This is a genomic window from Sphingobacterium faecale, assembly GCF_016746095.1.
Classification (GTDB): domain Bacteria; phylum Bacteroidota; class Bacteroidia; order Sphingobacteriales; family Sphingobacteriaceae; genus Sphingobacterium; species Sphingobacterium faecale.
The window spans coordinates 314,235-333,347 of sequence record NZ_JAERTY010000002.1; the positions used below are offsets into that span (position 1 = coordinate 314,235).

Sequence of the window (19,113 nt, forward strand, 5' to 3'; positions counted from 1 at the left end):
GTTAATTGACTATTTATGAGTTTGTTTTGATGGTTTTGAAACTTTGATCATTATGAAGTAACTAGGCGTAGTTGATCAATTAATACTTACTCCATGGCAAGGATAGCTCATCGTTTTTTTATGGATTAGAAGGGTATTGAGTTGATAGGTAGAAGTTTGTATTTGAGCTCTCGTTAATAATCGTTTAAATTGCGGCGTGAGGTTAAAATTATGATGTCGACCACCTTATTTATATTTGAAATCTTTTGACAAGCGGAATCTGAGATTTACCTTTACGGGTATGTATTTGCTTAATAAAATATACGCGTTGTTAGGGATAACAATCGTAGCGGTTTCTTCTGTAGTTTGTCCGTTTATTAAAGTCCCATTAATGGGTAATTGGAACCTCTATCAGACTGATGTAATGTTGTTTTGTATCACTTTTGGGATTTTATCGTTGCTGGTGATGTTCTTTTTTATTCGGAAGATCCAATTATTTCGAATGGGCGCATATTTACTCCTAGCTTGGTCGATATTAGCATTTTTAGGCGTTTATTTTAAGATTAATAATTATTTTGGCTTGAAGTTAGTTGACGGTATGTTGGCTAAGACACTTCACTTAAAATGGGGGTGGCTGGTTTTCTTTATTGGAGTGTTTGTAGTGTTGTTTAGTGTGAGGAAAGTCAAAGAAATCCAATAAAATAAAGACGTCAATGTTAATTACAAATCATATACTAAAATGAAGACTAAGCAGATAAATAACACACCCATTAATCAGATTATGCTGATTTTGATTATTCTACTAATCTGTGTTTTGGTGTTTAAGAATTTGTTGTATTATCTACCTGGATTCTTAGGGGCTATTACGTTGTACATTTTGTTTCGAAGCTCTTATTTCTCTTTAACAGAAGTTCGCAAATGGAATAAATCGTTCACTAGTGTATTGTACATATTTATTTCTATAGTATTTATCGTGTTACCTATATGGGCTATTGTGGATTATTTAGGTCCTCAGTTAACTACTTTTTTGAATAATACCGATCAGATTATGGATCAGTTCAATTTGGTGAAGGAGTATATGAAAGATAAGCCATTGCTTAAAGATATCGATATGTCTGATGAAGCATTATTGGCCTTTGTTCAACGATTGACAAGGTATATTCCAAATATTGTAAACTCCGTTGTGGAGGTGGTAATTAATATCGTTGTAACCTTATTTGTCCTTTATTTTATGCAGGTGCATGGTAAGACTATGGAACGAGCAATTGAGAGAGCTATCCCGTTTTCATTACGCAGTAAAAATGAGATTTGGGGTGAGGTAAATCTGATGGTGCGTTCCAATGCGTTGGGAATTCCTATTTTAGGAATATGTCAGGGACTGGTGGCGATGTTAGGCTATTGGATATTTGGTGTAGATAACTTTGTGCTTTTAGGTGTACTTACAGGAGTGGCATCGATTGTTCCGGTACTGGGTACGATGACTATCTATGTACCTATAACGGTTATGGTTTTAGCGTCAGGAGAAACTGCAAGTGGTATTGGATTGGGGATCTATTGCTTCTTTTTAGTAGGAGGTATAGACAATATCTTACGATTTACTATACTTAGAACCCTTGGAAATGTTCCACCAATGATTACTGTGTTTGGTGTACTTTTAGGATTGAACATGTTTGGCATGCTTGGGCTTATCTTTGGTCCTCTTATTTTATCTTCAGTTGGGGTCTTAATTAAAGTATATAGCAACGAATTTGGCCGACAGTCTTCGGATGTATTCCAAGAAGAAAAACAGCATTAATTTAAAACCGGCAAAAGTGATCACTTACTTTTTTTTAAAATATATTTTCGGTTATTATAAATATCTGCTTATGTTTGTAACACAAAGGGAGATGAAAAGAAATACTTTGTGAGTAAATACTCACAAATGTAACCAAAAAATTAAACGACTGAATATTGATAGACCTCAACGTCTTAAAACTTGAAAGAGATTTTTCTATCCAATTATAAACTAATTTTGATAAAGACTTGTCCACTTGCCCGAGACAAGTCTTTTTTTATATCTCCGTCGGTGATTTTATGGAATCATGAAAGTTTTAATTTGAGGTGTTCGTGAATACAAAGCATTTTATCTAAGTTTGTAATAGGCGAGGTATTCTTGATTTTGGTTGCCTCAATGATTGACTTTAAATATTCTAATTGATATAGTATGGGAACGGAAAGTAAGAGACAGCAAAGATTCGCAGGGGTGATTCAACAAGATTTGGCAGAGCTTTTTTTAAGAGATGGTAAGAACTGGGCTCCTGGAGCTTTTATAACGGTAACAAAGGTCCGTGTTACTCCAGATTTAGCAATTGCTCGTGTATATTTAAGTTTTTTGAATACCACTACTGCGAAAGAAGACATTGCAGGTATCAAGGCCAAAGTGAGTGAGATCAGATACAAGCTCGGTGCACGCATCAAAAATCAAGCTAGGATTGTTCCAGATTTAGAGTTCTTTCTGGACGATACTAATGAATATGTAGAGCATATGGATCGTCTATTTGACGAAATTAGCAAGGAACCGAGGCAACCGGATGAATAGATACGTGATTTTTTGATGGTATTTCAGTTAGACAATCATAGTATTCTGTTTCCGGAGCCTGAATTAGCTGAAGAAGATGGTCTGCTCGCTATAGGTGGCGATCTTGGTACCGCACGGTTACTCGAAGCCTATAAGAACGGAATATTTCCATGGTACAGCGATGATACACCTATTCTGTGGTACGCTCCTCATGAACGCTTTATTCTTTATCCTCAACATGTGAAGGTGAGTAAGTCGATGGCTAAAGTGCTTGCGAAGAATGTATTTGAGATATCCTTTAATACCTGTTTTGATGATGTGATGCAGCAGTGTTCTACTGTAGCGCGAAGGGGGCAGGATGGGACATGGATTGTAGACGATATGCTGACTGCTTATGCTCGATTACATCAGGAAGGTTATGCACATAGTATCGAAGTACGTCAAGGTGGAAATCTTGTAGGCGGATTATACGGTGTTCTGATCGGTAAGGTATTCTGTGGAGAGAGCATGTTTTCTAAGGTTCCCGATGCTTCAAAGGCAGCTCTGATTTACCTATCTCAAAACTTTGATCTGGAGTTGATCGATTGCCAGATTTATTCTTCGCATTTAGCATCAATGGGAGCAACTACTGTAGATGCATCTTTTTTTTATAGCAAACTACAACAACAAGAAGTTGAAATCAATGGACTACAAAAGTTATTTCGATATACCTGATGATATTTGCTACCTGAACACGGCAGGTAATGGCTTGATGCCACGTTCGCATTTCGACTGGCGCAGACAAAGGGAAAGGGAGTTCTTCGACTTGCATAATGATCTTAGAGATCAACAGCCCGCGTTTATAGCAACGGTAAAAAGAGAATTCGCTGATTTATTCGGTTGCGATACCCAAAACGTATATGCTGTTCCCAATTTTTCTTTCGCTTTACATAGTATTCTTTCCGGATTGCCCGCTGGGCTACGGATTTTGCTGTTGGATGGCGACTATCCTTCCTTAAATTATCCGGTACAGAGTAGAGGGTTTACGTTCTCTAATATCGACATGTGCGCTCAGGTCGAAGAGGTGATCTGGGATACTATCCAAAGGGATAAGCCTGATGTACTTATGTTGAGTTTGGTGCAGTATATATCGGGATTAAAAATAGATCTAGACTTTGTTAAGAGGTTAAAGGCCGCATTTTCAGATCTATTGATTATTGGGGATGCTACGCAGTATTTAGGGACTGAAGCTTTTAATTTTTCTGGATCGGGATTTGACGCCGTAGGAGGCTCGGGCTATAAATGGCTAATGGCTGGATTTGGTAATGGCTATCTGATGATTTCGGAGCAGTTAAAGGAAGTCTTGTATACCAAAGCGAGAACACTGGACAGGCCAAGGGAGGCTATGTGGGCGAACAAGTCTATTTTGGATACGTTCTTTGAGCCTGGACATCAGGATACGCTGACGCATGGAACTTTGCTTCAATCGGTTCATTTTTTGAAGAATATTGGATTGCAAGGGGTGAAGGATTATTTAACACAACTTACGGACTATGCTTATGCTATTTTTGAAGATCGAGGATGGTTGTTGCCCGAGATCAAGAATAGGAAGGTCAGATCTACGCTCATCAACGTGCAGGTGAATCCGGATTTATTTCCTCGATTGATGGAGGAGGGCGTTAAGTGTTTCCCAAGAGGAGCAGGAATAAGAATAGGCTTACATATCTATAATAGAAAAGCGGATATTGATAGGTTTGTAGGTATAATAGAAAGGAATACATTATCATGATATATAAAATAGGAGATTTAGTTCGTTTTGTAGACGAACCCATTGAGGGGCATATTACCTCTATTCAGACCAACGATGTTATTGGCGTTACAGATGATACAGGTTTTGAGATTCCGGTTTTAAAAACCAAGGTGACACTTGTACACGGAAATATGAGGATGCCCGAAGATGAGCTAGAAGAAAGTGCTTCTACGTCAAACCTACCGTTTGTCGATAGAGGAATTTTCATAGGCGTAGCAGGTGAGCAAAAAAACGGTATAGCTAAGTTTTATATCGTTAATGAAACGTCTTTTGAACTTTTGGTAAGTGTTTCTGTATTGTCTGGAACCAAAGTGACAGGCGTTTTCGGGAATTTGATTCCAAAGCATGATTATGCTCAATTCTATATGGCTAATTTTGCTGCTGTAGGTAAATGGCCTACGTTCCATATACAGATAATTCAACATAGTAAGACATCACAGCCGCGGCAGCAACCGTTGAATAAGGAGTTCCGTGTGAAACCATTGGATCTGATAAACTCTAAGGAGAGGGTAGAGATGTTGAATGATAAAGTATGGCTGTATGAACTGGATAAAGAAGAAGAGGATATTGGATTGGATAAATTGAAATCCCATTTCATATCACACCGACCGAATAAGTGATGGTATTAATGTCATAAAAAAACCTGCTTTATAATTTAAAGCAGGTTTTTTATTTTTCGAGTAGATACTCTAATTATTCTCCTAATTGAACGCGTTTGAACGCAGTTACAGTCAATCCTTTAGAAACTGAATCTAAGAATTGAGCGATGTTTTTAGATGAATCTTTTACGAACTCTTGGTTCAATAAAGTGTTCTCTTTGTAGAATTTATTCAATTTACCAGCAGCGATTTTTTCTACCATTTCTTCAGGTTTACCTTCTGCACGGATTTGCTCTTTAGCAATTTCTAATTCGCGCTCGATAGTTTTTGAATCAACGCCATCTTTATCGATAGAAACTGGGTTCATGGCTGCAATTTGCATAGCTACGTCTTTACCTGCTTCTTCAGCTCCTGCTGCGTCAGCAGAAAGACCTACTAATACACCTAAACGGTAGTTACCGTGGATATAAGCTACTACTTTTTCACCTGTTACGATTTCGTATTTAGAAACGTCGATTTTCTCTCCGATAACACCAGTTTGCTCGATTAACGCTTCTGAAATAACTTTTCCATCAACTGTTAAAGCTTTTAATGCATCCAAAGAAGCTGGAGTATTAGCTAAAGCTACGTCAGCGATTTTATCTGCGAAAGCTACGAAATCAGCATTTTTAGCGACGAAGTCAGTTTCACAGTTAACTTCTACCACGATACCAGTTTTACCATCCGCTGAAGATTTAGCGATGATAACACCTTCGTTAGAATCACGGTCCTGACGGCTAGCAGCTACTTTAGCTCCTTTTTTGCGTAGGTAGTCAACAGCAGCTTCGAAATCGCCATTTGCTTCTACTAGAGCTTTTTTACAATCCATCATACCTGCGCCTGTTTGTTGACGCAATTTGTTTACATCTGATGCAGAAATTTGTACTGACATGATATTTTATTTTTTTTAAAATTACAATTGTAGGATTAACAAAAGTATACTTTGTAAGTAAAGCTATTGTTAATGTTATAAAAAGAAACCGGATAGACAGGTTTGTTTAAGGAAGCTTTTCTTCCAGAAACCAACACTTGTCTATCCGGCTTAATATAGAATTATTATTCTACGTCTTTTGCTTTACGAGTGCGTTTTCCTGGAGCAGCATCTGTTGCTTCACCATTGTCAACTGCTGCTTTAGCTGCAACAGCTTCTTTTTCCGCATCTTCTTCTTTATCGCGTTTACGCTCTTCCAAACCTTCGATGATTGCTTGTCCGATAATTCCTGCGATTAAGCTAATTGATTTAGTAGCGTCATCATTTGCTGGAATAGGGAAATCAATGTTAGTAGGGTCAGAGTTTGTATCTACCATTGCAAAAGTAGGAATGTTTAATTTAATAGCTTCAGCTACTGCAATGTGCTCTTTTTTCACGTCGATGATGAATAAAGCTGCTGGTAGACGATTCAAATCAGCGATACCTCCTAAAAGGTTTTCTAATTTGATACGCTCACGCTGAATCATTAATTTTTCCTTTTTAGATAATACATCGAATGTACCGTCTTTTTGCATTTTGTCGATGTTAGACATCTTTTTGATAGACTTACGAACTGTTGCGAAGTTTGTAAGCATACCACCTAACCAACGCTCTGTAACATAAGGCATGTTTACATCCTTAGCTTGTTGTGCGATGATTTCTTTTGCTTGTTTTTTCGTAGCTACGAATAAAACTTTACGACCTGATTTTACGATTTGCTTAATAGCAGAAGAAGCTTCTTCTAATTTCGTAAGAGTCTTGTTTAAATCGATAATGTGAATACCGTTGCGTTCCATGAAAATGTACTTAGCCATTTTCGGGTCCCATTTACGAGTAAGGTGACCAAAGTGAACACCAGCATCCAATAAATCTTGATAAGTAGTTCTTGCCATTTTGTGATCCTCCTTTGATTAACGTTTACTGAATTGGAATCTTCTACGAGCTTTTTTGCGTCCTGGTTTTTTACGCTCAACCATACGGTCATCACGCGTTACTAAACCTTTAGCACGTAAAGCTGGTTTTACTTCTGGGTCTAGCTCAACTAGTGCTTTAGCAATTGCTAAACGTACCGCTTCTGCTTGACCTTTAACTCCACCACCATGAACGTTAACTTTAACATCAAAATTTGTTAGTGACTCTGCTACTAATAAAGATTGAGTAGCAATGTACTGCAAAGGCAATGTTGGGAAATACTCTTTGTAGTCTTTACCATTGATGGTAATGTTTCCGCTTCCTGCTCCTAAGTAAATACGAGCAACAGCAGTTTTTCTTCTTCCTGAAGTGTTAGTTGTTGACATAATAATGCTCCTTAGAATTTAACGGGTTTTGGGTTTTGTGCCTCATGTTTGTGTTCTCCACCAGCGTAAACAAAAAGATTTTTGTATAACTGACGGCCAAGACGGTTCTTAGGTAACATACCACGAACAGCCTTCTCGATGATGCGCTCTGGGTGTTTTGCCATTAATTCTTTAGGAGACACAAAACGCTGACCACCTGGATAGCCAGTGTAGCGAACATAAGTTTTGTCGCCTAATTTGTTTCCTGTCAATTTAACCTTGTCTGCATTGATAACAATCACGTTATCACCGCAGTCTACGTGTGGGGTGAATGTAGGCTTGTGTTTTCCACGAATTACTTTCGCAATTTCACTGGCCAAGCGCCCCAAGATCTCGCCCTCAGCGTCAACAACGATCCACTCTTTGTTAACGGTGTTCTTGTTGGCAGAGACAGTTTTGTAACTTAACGTATTCACTTGCTTTTATTTAATTAATTAAACTTGTTATTTACCAATCGTAATCACTACAATTGGATTGCAAAGGTATGATTTTTATTTTGTAATCTGCAACAAGTTGTATTCTTTTATTTTACTCTTATCACTTGTCTTTTGTGGTTGTATTTAACTGATATAAGGGAGATTGGATTATCGAATAGTTCTTTTGCGGTAAGGAGATGCAAAGAAATGAAAAAATTAACATTTATTAATGTCGTTGGAATTAAACTTTTTGATACTATTGTGTTCTTTTTTTAAGGCAATATGTTACCTTAGTAAAAGGTGTTACTATGATTTCTAAAGATGGTATTAAGTATAAAAGTAGCGAATATGCTAAAGAAGGGGGTAGTATTGGGGCTGTTATTGTTTGCTGCAAGGGTTCAGGCGCAACATGTAGATCCTCCCTATAAGACGCGTTTGGCAAAGGTTGAGGAGAAGTTGAAAATAGGGGATTTTAGAGAAGCTATGGGCGAAATGGACCGTATCACAGCGGATTACCCGAATGCGGCAGAAGTATACTACGCGAAGGCCCTGTTGTTTGGTCAAACTGGTAATTATGATGAAGCTTTAGAAAATGCTAAGACAGCCTATCGCTATGAGGAGACTCTGATGCATGCCAACCTGCTCGTGGAACTTTATAAAAGTAAGCAGAATTGGTCAGAAGTTATCCCTGTTTTGGAAGAACTACGTGACAAAAATTCAAATATGACATCGATCGGAAGGGATTTGATTATGGCTCTTTCAAATGCAAAGAAACTAGAGGAGGCGATAGCTGTCTATCAAGACGAAGTAGACCGAGGCCATGGCTCAGATACTTTGGATGTCGTTTTGGCGGATGTGTATGTGATGCATGATCGCTTAAAAGATGCGGAACAGCTCTTAGAACCGTGGGATAGCCAGTCGACGTTAAGACATGTATATGGAACCTTGGGTTATTTGAATTTGCAAAAAGGTAAGAACAAGCAGGCTATAGGAGTTTTAGAAAGAGGACTGAAGTATAGTAAAGATCCGGTACTTTATTTGGATTTAGCAGACGCGTATAAAGCCGAAGGTAAAATGAAGATGACGTTTGAGGTGCTAAAGCAAGCTTTTGAGTCCAACCGAGTTGATTTTGTAGATAAGCATCGTGTGATGTTGAATCTGATGAACCCAGGATTTAAAGATTTTAACTTGGACCAGATTCAAGTGTTGGCCAATGCCTTGGTTTTAATGCATCCACGGATAGCTGAAAGCCATGTGGTTAAAGGTGAAGTGCTGTGGAGAAAAGGAAATACAGGGGAGGCACGCTCGCTATTTCTTACCGCCGTTGGTATCAATCCTAAGCACGTGGATGCGTGGCGTATGTTGATTAATACCGATCTAGGATTGAACGAGGTGGATGAAGCAATCCGTCATTCGAATGAGGCTATACGGGCTAATCCAGGTAATGCGATGTTGATGTATTTTTCTGGACTGGCTTTTATGGTAAAGGAAGATTTTGAGAAAACACGTGTCATGTTGGAAATGGCTTTGGATCATAGTGAAGAAGAAAACACCTATTTAAGGTCAATTATTTATAGTGGCCTGGGAGATCTGTACCATCAGCTGAAAATGGATGCAGCTTCGGATGTAGCCTATGAAGAAGCTATACAATTGGATAGTACGAACAGCACGGCTATGAATAATCTGGCTTATTATCTCTCTATTCGGAATAAGGATTTGGAGAAGGCTGCGGCGTATGCAAAAAAGGCCAATGAAATAGATGTGAATTCCGCGACCTTTCAAGATACTTATGCTTGGGTGTTATTTCAGCAGGGATATTATAAAGAAGCTGTCGTTTGGATGGAAAAGGCTATTAAATCCTCTTCGTCTGTTTCGCCGCTGTTGTGTGAGCATTATGGAGATATTCTTATTCAATTAGGCCGAGATAAAGAGGCTGTAAAACAATGGGAAAAGGCGCTAGCTCTCGCTAAAATGGGAGAAGTGAATGTAGAAAAGATCAAGTTAAAGATAAAAGAGAAGCGCTATGTGGAATAAATATGTGCTATTGTTGATGGCAGTATTGCTTGTATGGGGATGTGGCAGTAAGAAAAAAGCAACTCGTATTCAGGGTGGGCAAGGAGAGGTTTATATGAATGGTGCAGATGCTTATTTGATCAATAATCTTGATTTTAGGACTTTTAGTGGGAAGGCGAAGGCAAAAGTCGAATTTGATAATGAAAAACAGGACGTGACACTACATATACGAATTCTGCGCGACCGGGAAATTTGGATTTCTGTAACTGCTACATTGATTAATTTTGAGGTTGCACGCGTGCGAATTACACCGGATAGCATTCAGATTCTAAATAAGATGAGGAGTGAATATATTGGTAAACGCTTTGATTACATACACCTTTATACCGGGACTGGTGTTTCTTTTTTTACACTACAGGATCTTTTTATGGCAAATGTATCCCAGTCTTTATTGCGAACCGATCGGGTTACAGTAGCTAGTGCTGTTGACGAGGTGCAGCTTGTTGGCGTAAGAGACGACCTGTCGTTTCAGTACAGTTTGAATGAAAAGAATAGGCCTAAAGTATTTCGGCTGAATGCGGTCGGAGGAAGCGATTATTTAGAATCTTTTTATAGTAATTTTGTTATTCTGGGTGGGTACAATTTTCCTCAGAATCAGCAAATACGGATAGGAGCAGGAGAAATGAATATAAGTGCGATTTTAAATTACAGTAAGGCTGATTTTAATCAAGATATAGAAATGCCCTTTGCTGTTCCAGGGAAATATAAAGTAATAGAGTGATAGAAGGCAGGTGTTAAAAAGTGATTTTTATTAGGCAAGTAGTTGAGATATGTTTATTTTTGGAGGTTGTATAAAACGCTAAGTTAAGAAGTGGCAATTCATGGTTTTTAAGAAAATATTACTCAGTGTATTCATTATTGGTGCATGTGTGCATCTTTCATACGGTCAAAGCAGTGCGGAATTAAAGAAGCAATTAGAGAAAATAAATGCTGATATTTCAGCTTTAAATAAAGAGTTGTCCGCCAAAACAAAAGAGAAACTTCTTTCTCAAAAAGAAGTAAATGCGCTGAGCCGTCAGTTGAATCTGAGAGAAGATAAGATTACGATAATAAATCGGGAATTGAATAATCTTTCTAAGCAGATAAATGATAATACAAAGTCTGTTAATGAATTGAAGGCAGAGCTTGAAAAGATGAGACAAGATTATGAGAAAATGGTCTTGTTTGCATTCCGAAATAAAAATGCGTACAATAAGATGATGTTTATCTTTGCTTCTAAAGATTTTAATCAGGCTTTCAAACGTGTGAAATATTTGCAACAGTTTACAGATGCACGTAAGATAAAGGCCGCTGAAATCGAAGGTGTGAAAAAGGAGATCGAATTGAAGATTGCACGTCTTGAGTCGGATCGGAAAATGCAGAATGAATTGTTGGCAGAGCAACGAAAAGAAAAAGATGTCATCGCCAAAGATCGTTCTGAGCATCAGGTTCAGTTGAATCAGTTAGCTAAAGAGGAGAAAAGTTTTAAAGGTCAGCTGTCGGTAAAACAACAGGAAAAGAAAAAAATGGAGGCCTTGATACGAGCAGCTGTCCAGAGAGAGATAGCAGAGGAGAGGAGAAAAGCGGAAGCTGAACGTAAGCGTCTCGCAGAAGCAGAAGCTAAACGTACGGGAAAGACAGTAGAAGAAGTCGAAAAGAAGACTCCTAAAAAGACAGACAGTGAGATCTTACGCTCTACACCAGAGGCAGCTAAATTGTCTGCAGACTTTAAGTCGAATAAGGGGCGGTTACCGTGGCCAGTGTCACAGGGAAATATTGTGCGAGGGTTTGGTATGAGAACTGTTGAAGGGGTATCTGCCTTTGAGCCGGATATTGCAATCCGTACTAGTTCTGGAGCTGCGGTTAAGGCTGTGTTTGATGGAGAAATTGTGCAAGCTATTTCAGGTGTGATAGTAGTACGGCATGGTGAGTATTTTAGTTTTTATTCTAATCTAGCTTCTATAGTTGTTCGGAGAGGACAGAAGGTCAGCAGGGGGCAACAGTTGGGGACCGCTGCTGATGATCCTGATTTAGGATTCCCTATAGTGAACTTTGGACTGTCGCAAGGGCAGCAGGAGTTTGATCCATCTGCTTGGATAGCAAGATAGTTACGGGATATTAATTTATTAATATCTATATTTGTAAGTAAGGAGAGTTTATTGTAATAGTTTTTTATAAAGTATAATACAACAAAATGTATACATCAAATTTATTATTTATAGGGACCCAAGAAATTATCATTATAGTTGTATTGGTTCTGTTATTGTTTGGAGGAAAGAAAATTCCAGAATTAATGCGTGGTTTGGGACGTGGTGTTAAAGAATTTAAGGACGGGCAAAAGGAAGAGCCGTCCGATCAAAAGAACAATACATCTGATAACACAAGCAATTCTTAATGATTGCTCTTACATAGGAAAAGGATTTGATCTTCGCTTTGGAGGGTTGAATCCTTTTTTTTTGTAAGTGTTCGCCGTTTAAGGCCATTAAGATTTTTTTTCATGATGTTTTATCTTTTGCATTCGTGTTCAAGAGGTTGTCTGATAACATCGGGATCGGTTCATATCTGTTGAGTGTTCAAAAGAATCATGGAAATTTTATTTGTAAACCTTGCCCACTAGTCGGCTAAAAAACTAGAAAGCATGAAATTTTCTATTACACTGTCAATCGCTACTGTATTTGTGTTCTCGTGTACGGTAGCTCAGGAAGTTGCGATTGATACCCAAAAAGAAGAACTCAACAGTTCTATGAATGCCTTTATAGAGCTTCAACAAAAGCAATTGGCATCTCATCTCGATTCAATCAAGGAGAATATAGATCCTACTCTGGAAGTCTCCCCCGAAGACCTAGGGATACTGAGAAGGTTGAAGTCTATCTCAAAGGAGGTGCCTTTGGAATTCAACTCACAGGTGAGGAGTTATATCGGTAAATATGCATCTCAGAACTACAGGCCCTATATGAATAGGTTGTTAGGGTTGAGCCAGCATTATTTTTCAATCTATGAAGCTGTCTTTGAAGAGACTAAGATACCCGAGGAGATCAAATATCTTTCCTTAGTCGAGTCCTCATTAAACCCTCATTTGGTTTCTACTTCAGGTGCCGTTGGACCCTGGCAGTTTATGTATGCTACCGCCAAGTACTATGACTTGGAAATGAATGGTAACATAGATGAGCGGAAAGACGCTTATGCAGCGAGTTACGCCGTCGCTCGATACATTAATGAGGCGTATACACAGTTTAACGATTGGCTGCTCGCTCTGGCTTCTTATAATTGTGGAAGAGGTTGTGTACAGCGAGCGATACAGCGATCAGGATTCACAAATCCTTCCTTTTGGGAGTTAGCTCCATTCCTTCCTAAAGAGACGCAAAATTATATCCCCAAGTATATCGCGATGACCTATGTTCTTTCGAATGCCGACTATTATGGAATAGAGGAAGAAGCTACGGAATTACAAATGGCGAGCAAGTTGATTATGGTGGATAAGAAGATTGCTTTGGCAAATGTAGCAGAAGCTGTCGGGGTATCTTTGGACCAGTTAAAGAAATATAATCCGGCATTCAAGCAGAATATTGTGGTAGGTTCGGTCGAAAAGCCGAGACGTCTGTTGCTGCCTATTACTGAGGGGACAAATGATAGTCTTTTGTATTTAGCTTTAAACAACATTGTGCCCCAAGACTTATTGAAGAGCGAACCGGAAACAAAATTGGCAGTTCAAGGACAGAAGAAATATAAGGTTAAAAATGGGGAATCTTTAGTCAGTGTATCTAGAAAACTAGGCGTACCGGTTCAGGATCTTATAGCTTGGAATGGGCTATCTTCGAAGAGCAAGGTTGCTGGCCGTCTCTTGATTATTGAAAAACCTGTAGATTCCCATTTAGCGAATAATGTGAAAGCCGCAGCAGCTCGTGCGAAAAATACTACTGTAGTTTATACCGTCCAAAGAGGTGACTCGCTAGATCGAATAGCTAACAAGTTTTCGGGAAGTTCAGTATCCAGATTAAAAGCTGACAATGGCTTGAAAAGTGATATGATCAAACCTGGAATGAAACTTAAAATAAATAAAGGGTAGATAAAAGATGCTGCTGCTTAGTAAAGCCAAGCAGCATCTTCTTCATTATCGATTTCTTCTAGTTTAACTTCTACATGTTCTTTTAATATAGTAGATAGCTTAGTGCCATAAAAATCACTGAATATAGGGAATTTATGATGGCTTCTGTCTATAAGTACTGCAGTACGCATTTTCTTTAGGGGTATATTAATGAAAGCTCCCAAGGCATAAGCGAGTGTACGTCCACTATTTAATACATCGTCAATGATAATTATCGCTTTGTCCTTAGCCATCTCGACAGGTTGATCCGTATTCGCTTCTAGATTTCTTTTACTTTTTTCTATATTGACCTTAATAAGCTCTATTTTTTTTTCAGGAGCAATTTCCAAAAGAATTTTTTGTAACCGTTGAGCAAAAATATATCCGCGATCTGCAATGCCCACGAGTACAAAAGACTTTTCTTCAAAATTGTCTTCTAGGATTTGATAGGCAATACGACGTGATTTTTGCTGTATCTGTTGCTTATTTAATATTAAAGTTTTCTTTGTTGACATAATGAATATTTGACTATGCTAATTTAGTGAAATTAGGAGAGAAGTGCCATACAATAGACAGGAAAATTATCAAAGAGAGGATATATAGAAAAAGCCTTGATGGATTCCATCGAGGCTTTTTCTATATTCTTTATAAGATTGATTATTTATTGTCTTCCTTATAGTTTGAAACGTCTGCAGTCATCACTCTGTCTTCATCTTTCTTAGGTCTTCCCCCATTATAATAATAACGTTGCCAATATGCTTCATTGAGACTGCTGACCATAACTCCTTTACTTGATGAAGCATGTGCAAATTTATCGTCTCCTAGGTAGACTCCAACATGCGTAATACTTTTGCTTCTAATTTTGAAAAAAACTAAATCTCCAGCTTGAAGATCGTTTTTTCTGATAGGAGTTACATTGTCATATTGATTCCTACTGTTGTATCCGATTGTGGTATTGAATACGTTTTCATAAACAGCCAATGAGAACTTAGAACAATCTATACCTCTTTTGGAATCTCCACCTAATCGGTAGGGAGTACCTAGCCAATCATAGACAAACTGATAGAGTTTTGTACTTGTTGTAGTATTAATAGCTACACCCATTATCTGAGAAAAGTACTCTTTTGTAAGATTATCCTGATCTCCTGTTTTACTTTTGTTCGTTGTTTGTGCGTGCGACACTAGACAAAAGCCTATAAATAGCATGCCTGCTATTATCTTTTTTGTTTTCATTAAATCGCTTTATTTAATTACAACTTTCCCTCCGTAGATGTATATCTACACATCGACATCAACGAAGATAGGGTATTATGGTTGCGGTTCCAAACTATTTTACATTTTTTTAACAAAACTTTAACTTTTTAATTCTTCTAAACAATTGTATTACAGAGGATACTATGTTTGTTCCATTGTAGGGATTGTAAAATGTTATTTCTGATATAATAATGAGCTGGTGTATTTGGTTACCAACTCTGATTAGATAGAAATAGTAGACTAATATTTCTATTTTATTAAAATAAATTTGCATTTGTTGTTATAGTTGTATTATCTTTATGAAAAATTTACAAAAGAGATGTTTTTAAGCACTATTATTTCAACAACTATTATTACCACCGGGATAGATTCTGGAGGAAGTAGTTCTATGGTGCAATGATTAAGTGTAACGAATATATAGAGCCTTCCTCCAGAAAAGAGGAAGGCTTTTTTTTTGAACTATTTTGACACAAACTAATATAAAACTGATGAAGGTATTAAAATTTGGAGGAACTTCGGTAGGTACAAAAGAAAGTATCCAAGAGGTGTTGGCAATCGTTAAGGAATCTTTTGATAAAGGAGAGAAGCCGCTTGTTGTTTTGTCTGCAATGTCGGGTGTAACGAACTTGCTTACCCAAATGGCAGAACATGCTGCTGAAGGAAAGCCGTTTGATGAGAATCTGAAAGTGTTGGAGGAAAAGCATTTCGATGTTGTAAAGAGTCTTATCGCGGTCAAATTCCAAAATCCGGTATTTACCAAGTTAAAGCTTATGCTCAACGACCTGGATGAAATCCTACAAGGCGTCTTTGCTTTGAGAGAGTTGAGTATGCAGAGCAAAGACCTGATTGTCTCTTTTGGCGAGCGCTTTTCAAATTATTTGGTTTCTAAGATTATGGAGCAATATATACCGGAGTCTGAGTATATCAATGCTTCTCACTATGTCAAGACGGATTCCAATTTCGGGAATGCCCACATCAATGAAGAGTTGACGACACAGCTTATCCACGCGCTATCTTATACCCACGCAGATAAATTGTTGTTTGTTACTGGTTTTATAGGGTCCAATGATAAGGGACGGGTGACAACATTGGGCCGTGGAGGTTCTGATTATACAGCTGCCATCTTTGGAGCTGTCCTAGGAGCTTCTGTTATCGAAATCTGGACAGACGTAAACGGAATGATGACAGCCGATCCTCGGATTGTTAAAAAGGCATTTTCGTTACCTATATTATCTTATACGGAAGCAATGGAACTCTCGTACTTTGGGGCCAAGGTAATCTACCCGCCGACGATGATTCCGGCATTCATGAAAAAAATACCTATAGCTATTCGTAATACCTTTGAACCTCATTTGGCAGGAACCGTTATCCAATTTGAATCGGATAAGTCTAGTTATCCTATAAAAGGTATATCGTCTATTTCAGATATATCTATTATCAATCTTACAGGAAGCGGAATGATCGGTAAGTCAGGGTTTTCCGGTCGACTTTTTACGATGTTGGCAAGAGAGCAGATAAACGTGATTCTAATCACACAATCATCCTCTGAGCATAGCATAACATTTGCGGTCAATCCGCAAGAGGTAGTGAAAGCATTGCAATTGATCGCTGTTGAATTTGAATTAGAGCTTGAAGCCAATAAGCTTATTATGCCTGAGCTGGAAGAGAATCTTTCTGTCTTGGCTATAGTAGGCGAGAATATGAAGCGTACTCCAGGTATATCAGGAAGGTTGTTTCATGCATTGGGGCGGAATGGTATAAATGTACGCGCTATCGCCCAAGGATCGTCAGAATTCAATATATCGGTTATTATTTCAAAAGATGACCTTGGCAAGGCGTTGAATGCCGTGCATGATGCTTTCTTTGCCGAGCTGAAAAAGACTTTACATGTCTTTAACCTAGGTACGGGGAATATCGGTGCTACATTATTTAAACAGCTGTATGAACAGCATGATTTTCTATTGGACAATAATGATATCGAAGTAAAGGTCGTCGGGATTTCTAACTCTCGGAAAATGCACTTTAACGAAGCGGGCATTAATCTAGAAGACTGGCAAGAAGATTTGGAAAGCAATGGAGAAATAGCAGATCTATCCGGTTTCATGGAAAGAATGAGAGCAATGAATCTGCCAAATTGTGTTTTTATAGATAATACAGCGAGCAAGTTGCCTGCTACTTATTATGAAGACATCTTTAAATCCAATATATCTATCGTAACATGTAATAAGATCGCTAATTCGGGCGATTATGCACAATATCGTTCGTTGAGAGACACGGCGCGCTTACACGGCGTTGACTTTTTCTATGAAACCAATGTAGGAGCCGGGCTACCTATTGTACGTGTTTTAAAAGACCTGATGATGAGCGGGGATCGGATTTTAAAGATAGAAGCAATTCTGTCGGGTACGATCTCTTATATCTTTAATAATTTCGTTGGCGATGCTTCTTTCTATGAAGTTGTGAAAAAGGCACAGGAGTTGGGTTATACAGAGCCTGACCCACGTGATGATCTGGGAGGAGTAGATTTTATGCGTAAAATGTTGATTTTGGCAAGAGATGGAGGCCATGTAATCGAAGCATCTGATGTCGATTTAGGCGCTATCCTGCCCGATTCCTGTCTGCAGGCGGCCTCTGTTGATGAGTTTTATGCCGAATTATTGAAAGCAGACCAGTATTTTAATACATTGAAGGATAAAGCGGCAAGCGAAAATAAAGTCATCCGTTACATCGGTACATTGAAAGATGGTAAGGTGAAGATCTCTCTGCAGATGGTCGATAGCTCACATCCTTTCTTTGCACTATCCGGTAGTGATAATATCATCTCGTTTACAACGGAACGGTATAAGGAACGTCCGCTCGTCGTGAAGGGGCCTGGAGCCGGAGCAGAAGTAACAGCAGGAGGCGTATTTGCCGATTTAATTAATGTCGGTGCCAGGTAAGCCGTTACATAAGAATTTGATTCAGTTTAACAGTCGAGTTATGAACGAAATAAAATTAGAGAAGAAAGTAAACTTTGATAATATAAAAGATAAGGTTCGGGTTTTTGCGCCTGCTACCGTGGCAAATATGATCTGTGGCTTTGATATCCTGGGCTTTGCTGTCAATGAACCCGGCGATGAGGTCAAGATGTATCGCGTAGCCGAACCAGGGGTCCGTATCCGTTCGATAGCAGGGGATGACGGACGCCTGCCTCTGGATGCCGACCGTAATACGGTGAGTGCTTGTGTGAAGATGCTGTTGCGGGATCTGGGAGTTGCAGATACCATTGGTGTGGAGATTGAACTTATCAAGCATATGCCAATAGGTTCTGGCTTAGGCTCTAGCTCTGCGAGCACCGTTGCTGGTCTGTATGCTATTAATGCTTTGTTGGGAACACCTCTTACGAAGGAAGAGTTAATGCCCTACTGTGTAGAAGGGGAGCGCCTGGCGTGTGGACATGGACATGCTGATAATGTCGCACCAGCATTGATGGGGGGAGTCGCGCTGATTCGCGGACAGGAAGCACTGGACGTCATAAAGCTCCCCGTACCCGGAGATCTCTATGCTGGAATTGTGTTTCCACAGGTTGATGTACCGACACGGGATGCCCGCCAGCTCATAAAAGATAAGGTGCTATTGAAAGAAGCTGTCGTGCAATGGGGCAATATCGCAGGGTTGATTGCAGGTCTTTTTCAAAATGATTATGATTTGATAGGTCGCAGTATGCAGGATGTCTTGATCGAACCTACACGCGCTATTTTGATTCCTGAATTTTATGAAATGAAGCGGATCGCCCTAGAATGTGGGGCGTTAAGCTTTGGGATATCGGGATCTGGACCGTCGGTTGTAACCATCTCCAGAGGCGAAGATATCGCTCGTGTAGCGACCACTAAGATTAAAGAACACCTGTCGTCAAAAGAAATCGATAGCTATCAGTATGTGTCTGCTGTTAATGTCGAGGGGCCTCGACTGTTGGAGTTTGATAACCTATAGAAAAGCCCAAAGCTAACTAATGACCATTGAAAATTATATACATATGAAATACTCATGTTTAGCGG

19 protein-coding genes are annotated in these 19,113 nt (G+C 38.9%); 13 read left to right on the plus strand and 6 right to left on the minus strand.

Translation table 11 applies throughout. The features are described 5' to 3' along the window. The first annotated feature begins 370 nt into the window (after positions 1-370). From JKG61_RS04340 to JKG61_RS04365, 6 genes are all read left to right on the plus strand, one after another. Positions 371-679: a hypothetical protein gene (locus JKG61_RS04340; protein WP_202101759.1), complete on the plus strand. Its 309-nt coding sequence runs from the start codon at positions 371-373 to the stop codon at positions 677-679. Between the two features lie 39 nt (positions 680-718). Then, positions 719-1,774 (plus strand): AI-2E family transporter, encoded by a 1,056-nt coding sequence (locus JKG61_RS04345; protein ID WP_202101760.1) that lies wholly within the window; start codon positions 719-721, stop codon positions 1,772-1,774. A gap of 408 nt (positions 1,775-2,182) precedes the next feature. Further along, positions 2,183-2,557 (plus strand): 30S ribosome-binding factor RbfA, encoded by a 375-nt coding sequence (gene rbfA, locus JKG61_RS04350; protein ID WP_202101761.1) that lies wholly within the window; start codon positions 2,183-2,185, stop codon positions 2,555-2,557. Positions 2,558-2,572: 15 nt separating this feature from the next. After that, complete coding sequence (aat, locus tag JKG61_RS04355; protein ID WP_202101762.1) at positions 2,573-3,250, plus strand: leucyl/phenylalanyl-tRNA--protein transferase; 678 nt, start codon at positions 2,573-2,575, stop codon at positions 3,248-3,250. Continuing rightward, entirely contained in the window at positions 3,219-4,304 is a 1,086-nt protein-coding gene (locus tag JKG61_RS04360) for an aminotransferase class V-fold PLP-dependent enzyme (RefSeq protein ID WP_202101763.1), read from the plus strand. Before aat ends, JKG61_RS04360 begins: the two co-directional genes overlap by 32 nt. Beyond that, a complete protein-coding gene (locus JKG61_RS04365) occupies positions 4,301-4,945 on the plus strand; it encodes a hypothetical protein (RefSeq protein WP_202101764.1) in 645 nt (214 codons plus the stop codon). The genes JKG61_RS04360 and JKG61_RS04365 overlap by 4 nt, the downstream gene beginning before the upstream one ends. 73 nt (positions 4,946-5,018) lie before the next feature. On the opposite strand, the gene tsf is transcribed toward JKG61_RS04365, so the two are convergent. The 4 genes from tsf to rplM all read right to left on the minus strand — a co-directional run bounded on the left by tsf (position 5,019) and on the right by rplM (position 7,686). Beyond that, on the minus strand, positions 5,019-5,855 hold the full coding sequence (gene tsf, locus JKG61_RS04370; protein WP_202101765.1) for a translation elongation factor Ts: 837 nt from the start codon (positions 5,853-5,855) through the stop codon (positions 5,019-5,021). Positions 5,856-6,019: 164 nt separating this feature from the next. Continuing rightward, positions 6,020-6,826, minus strand: a complete 807-nt coding sequence (gene rpsB / locus JKG61_RS04375) for a 30S ribosomal protein S2 (protein ID WP_021068908.1) — start codon at positions 6,824-6,826, stop codon at positions 6,020-6,022. An 18-nt stretch (positions 6,827-6,844) separates the two neighbouring features. Continuing rightward, a complete protein-coding gene (gene rpsI, locus JKG61_RS04380) occupies positions 6,845-7,231 on the minus strand; it encodes a 30S ribosomal protein S9 (RefSeq protein ID WP_021068909.1) in 387 nt (128 codons plus the stop codon). Between the two features lie 11 nt (positions 7,232-7,242). Further along, positions 7,243-7,686, minus strand: coding sequence for a 50S ribosomal protein L13 (rplM, locus tag JKG61_RS04385; protein WP_021068910.1), 444 nt, complete (start codon positions 7,684-7,686; stop codon positions 7,243-7,245). Positions 7,687-8,007: 321 nt separating this feature from the next. Here rplM and JKG61_RS04390 point away from each other — a divergent pair, with 321 nt between their 5' ends. The 5 genes from JKG61_RS04390 (at position 8,008) to JKG61_RS04410 (ending at position 13,804) form a co-directional block, all read left to right on the plus strand. Then, positions 8,008-9,720 carry a tetratricopeptide repeat protein gene (locus JKG61_RS04390; protein ID WP_202101766.1) on the plus strand — a complete coding sequence of 571 codons (1,713 nt, stop codon included), beginning with the start codon at positions 8,008-8,010 and terminating at the stop codon, positions 9,718-9,720. Further along, positions 9,710-10,480 (plus strand): DUF4292 domain-containing protein, encoded by a 771-nt coding sequence (locus JKG61_RS04395; RefSeq protein ID WP_202101767.1) that lies wholly within the window; start codon positions 9,710-9,712, stop codon positions 10,478-10,480. The genes JKG61_RS04390 and JKG61_RS04395 overlap by 11 nt, the downstream gene beginning before the upstream one ends. 100 nt (positions 10,481-10,580) lie before the next feature. After that, the gene (locus JKG61_RS04400) at positions 10,581-11,846 is read left to right on the plus strand and encodes a murein hydrolase activator EnvC family protein (RefSeq protein ID WP_202101768.1); all 1,266 of its coding nucleotides are present in this window, start codon (positions 10,581-10,583) and stop codon (positions 11,844-11,846) included. Between the two features lie 86 nt (positions 11,847-11,932). Further along, positions 11,933-12,133 carry a twin-arginine translocase TatA/TatE family subunit gene (locus JKG61_RS04405; protein ID WP_133585255.1) on the plus strand — a complete coding sequence of 67 codons (201 nt, stop codon included), beginning with the start codon at positions 11,933-11,935 and terminating at the stop codon, positions 12,131-12,133. A 243-nt stretch (positions 12,134-12,376) separates the two neighbouring features. After that, the gene (locus JKG61_RS04410) at positions 12,377-13,804 is read left to right on the plus strand and encodes a LysM peptidoglycan-binding domain-containing protein (RefSeq protein WP_202101769.1); all 1,428 of its coding nucleotides are present in this window, start codon (positions 12,377-12,379) and stop codon (positions 13,802-13,804) included. A 17-nt stretch (positions 13,805-13,821) separates the two neighbouring features. Here JKG61_RS04410 and JKG61_RS04415 read toward each other — a convergent pair whose 3' ends face one another. Next, positions 13,822-14,337, minus strand: coding sequence for a phosphoribosyltransferase family protein (locus JKG61_RS04415; RefSeq protein WP_202101770.1), 516 nt, complete (start codon positions 14,335-14,337; stop codon positions 13,822-13,824). A 142-nt stretch (positions 14,338-14,479) separates the two neighbouring features. Continuing rightward, on the minus strand, positions 14,480-15,055 hold the full coding sequence (locus JKG61_RS04420) for a C40 family peptidase (RefSeq protein WP_202101771.1): 576 nt from the start codon (positions 15,053-15,055) through the stop codon (positions 14,480-14,482). Positions 15,056-15,564: 509 nt separating this feature from the next. Here JKG61_RS04420 and thrA point away from each other — a divergent pair. Further along, positions 15,565-18,015: a bifunctional aspartate kinase/homoserine dehydrogenase I gene (gene thrA / locus JKG61_RS04425; RefSeq protein WP_202101772.1), complete on the plus strand. Its 2,451-nt coding sequence runs from the start codon at positions 15,565-15,567 to the stop codon at positions 18,013-18,015. 40 nt (positions 18,016-18,055) lie between these two features. Next, positions 18,056-19,048, plus strand: a complete 993-nt coding sequence (locus tag JKG61_RS04430) for a homoserine kinase (protein WP_202101773.1) — start codon at positions 18,056-18,058, stop codon at positions 19,046-19,048. Positions 19,049-19,113 lie beyond the last annotated feature (65 nt).

What these genes read in the sequence shown, in the direction of transcription:
- JKG61_RS04340 (WP_202101759.1), top strand. Translation starts at nt 371, where the DNA reads ATGGGTAATTGGAACCTCTATCAGACTGATGTAATGTTGTTTTGTATC.
- JKG61_RS04345 (WP_202101760.1), top strand. Translation starts at nt 719, where the DNA reads ATGAAGACTAAGCAGATAAATAACACACCCATTAATCAGATTATGCTG.
- rbfA (WP_202101761.1), top strand. Translation starts at nt 2,183, where the DNA reads ATGGGAACGGAAAGTAAGAGACAGCAAAGATTCGCAGGGGTGATTCAA.
- aat (WP_202101762.1), top strand. Translation starts at nt 2,573, where the DNA reads ATGGTATTTCAGTTAGACAATCATAGTATTCTGTTTCCGGAGCCTGAA.
- JKG61_RS04360 (WP_202101763.1), top strand. Translation starts at nt 3,219, where the DNA reads ATGGACTACAAAAGTTATTTCGATATACCTGATGATATTTGCTACCTG.
- JKG61_RS04365 (WP_202101764.1), top strand. Translation starts at nt 4,301, where the DNA reads ATGATATATAAAATAGGAGATTTAGTTCGTTTTGTAGACGAACCCATT.
- tsf (WP_202101765.1), bottom strand. Translation starts at nt 5,855, where the DNA reads ATGTCAGTACAAATTTCTGCATCAGATGTAAACAAATTGCGTCAACAA.
- rpsB (WP_021068908.1), bottom strand. Translation starts at nt 6,826, where the DNA reads ATGGCAAGAACTACTTATCAAGATTTATTGGATGCTGGTGTTCACTTT.
- rpsI (WP_021068909.1), bottom strand. Translation starts at nt 7,231, where the DNA reads ATGTCAACAACTAACACTTCAGGAAGAAGAAAAACTGCTGTTGCTCGT.
- JKG61_RS04390 (WP_202101766.1), top strand. Translation starts at nt 8,008, where the DNA reads ATGGTATTAAGTATAAAAGTAGCGAATATGCTAAAGAAGGGGGTAGTA.
- JKG61_RS04395 (WP_202101767.1), top strand. Translation starts at nt 9,710, where the DNA reads ATGTGGAATAAATATGTGCTATTGTTGATGGCAGTATTGCTTGTATGG.
- JKG61_RS04400 (WP_202101768.1), top strand. Translation starts at nt 10,581, where the DNA reads ATGGTTTTTAAGAAAATATTACTCAGTGTATTCATTATTGGTGCATGT.
- JKG61_RS04405 (WP_133585255.1), top strand. Translation starts at nt 11,933, where the DNA reads ATGTATACATCAAATTTATTATTTATAGGGACCCAAGAAATTATCATT.
- JKG61_RS04410 (WP_202101769.1), top strand. Translation starts at nt 12,377, where the DNA reads ATGAAATTTTCTATTACACTGTCAATCGCTACTGTATTTGTGTTCTCG.
- JKG61_RS04415 (WP_202101770.1), bottom strand. Translation starts at nt 14,337, where the DNA reads ATGTCAACAAAGAAAACTTTAATATTAAATAAGCAACAGATACAGCAA.
- JKG61_RS04420 (WP_202101771.1), bottom strand. Translation starts at nt 15,055, where the DNA reads ATGAAAACAAAAAAGATAATAGCAGGCATGCTATTTATAGGCTTTTGT.
- thrA (WP_202101772.1), top strand. Translation starts at nt 15,565, where the DNA reads ATGAAGGTATTAAAATTTGGAGGAACTTCGGTAGGTACAAAAGAAAGT.
- JKG61_RS04430 (WP_202101773.1), top strand. Translation starts at nt 18,056, where the DNA reads ATGAACGAAATAAAATTAGAGAAGAAAGTAAACTTTGATAATATAAAA.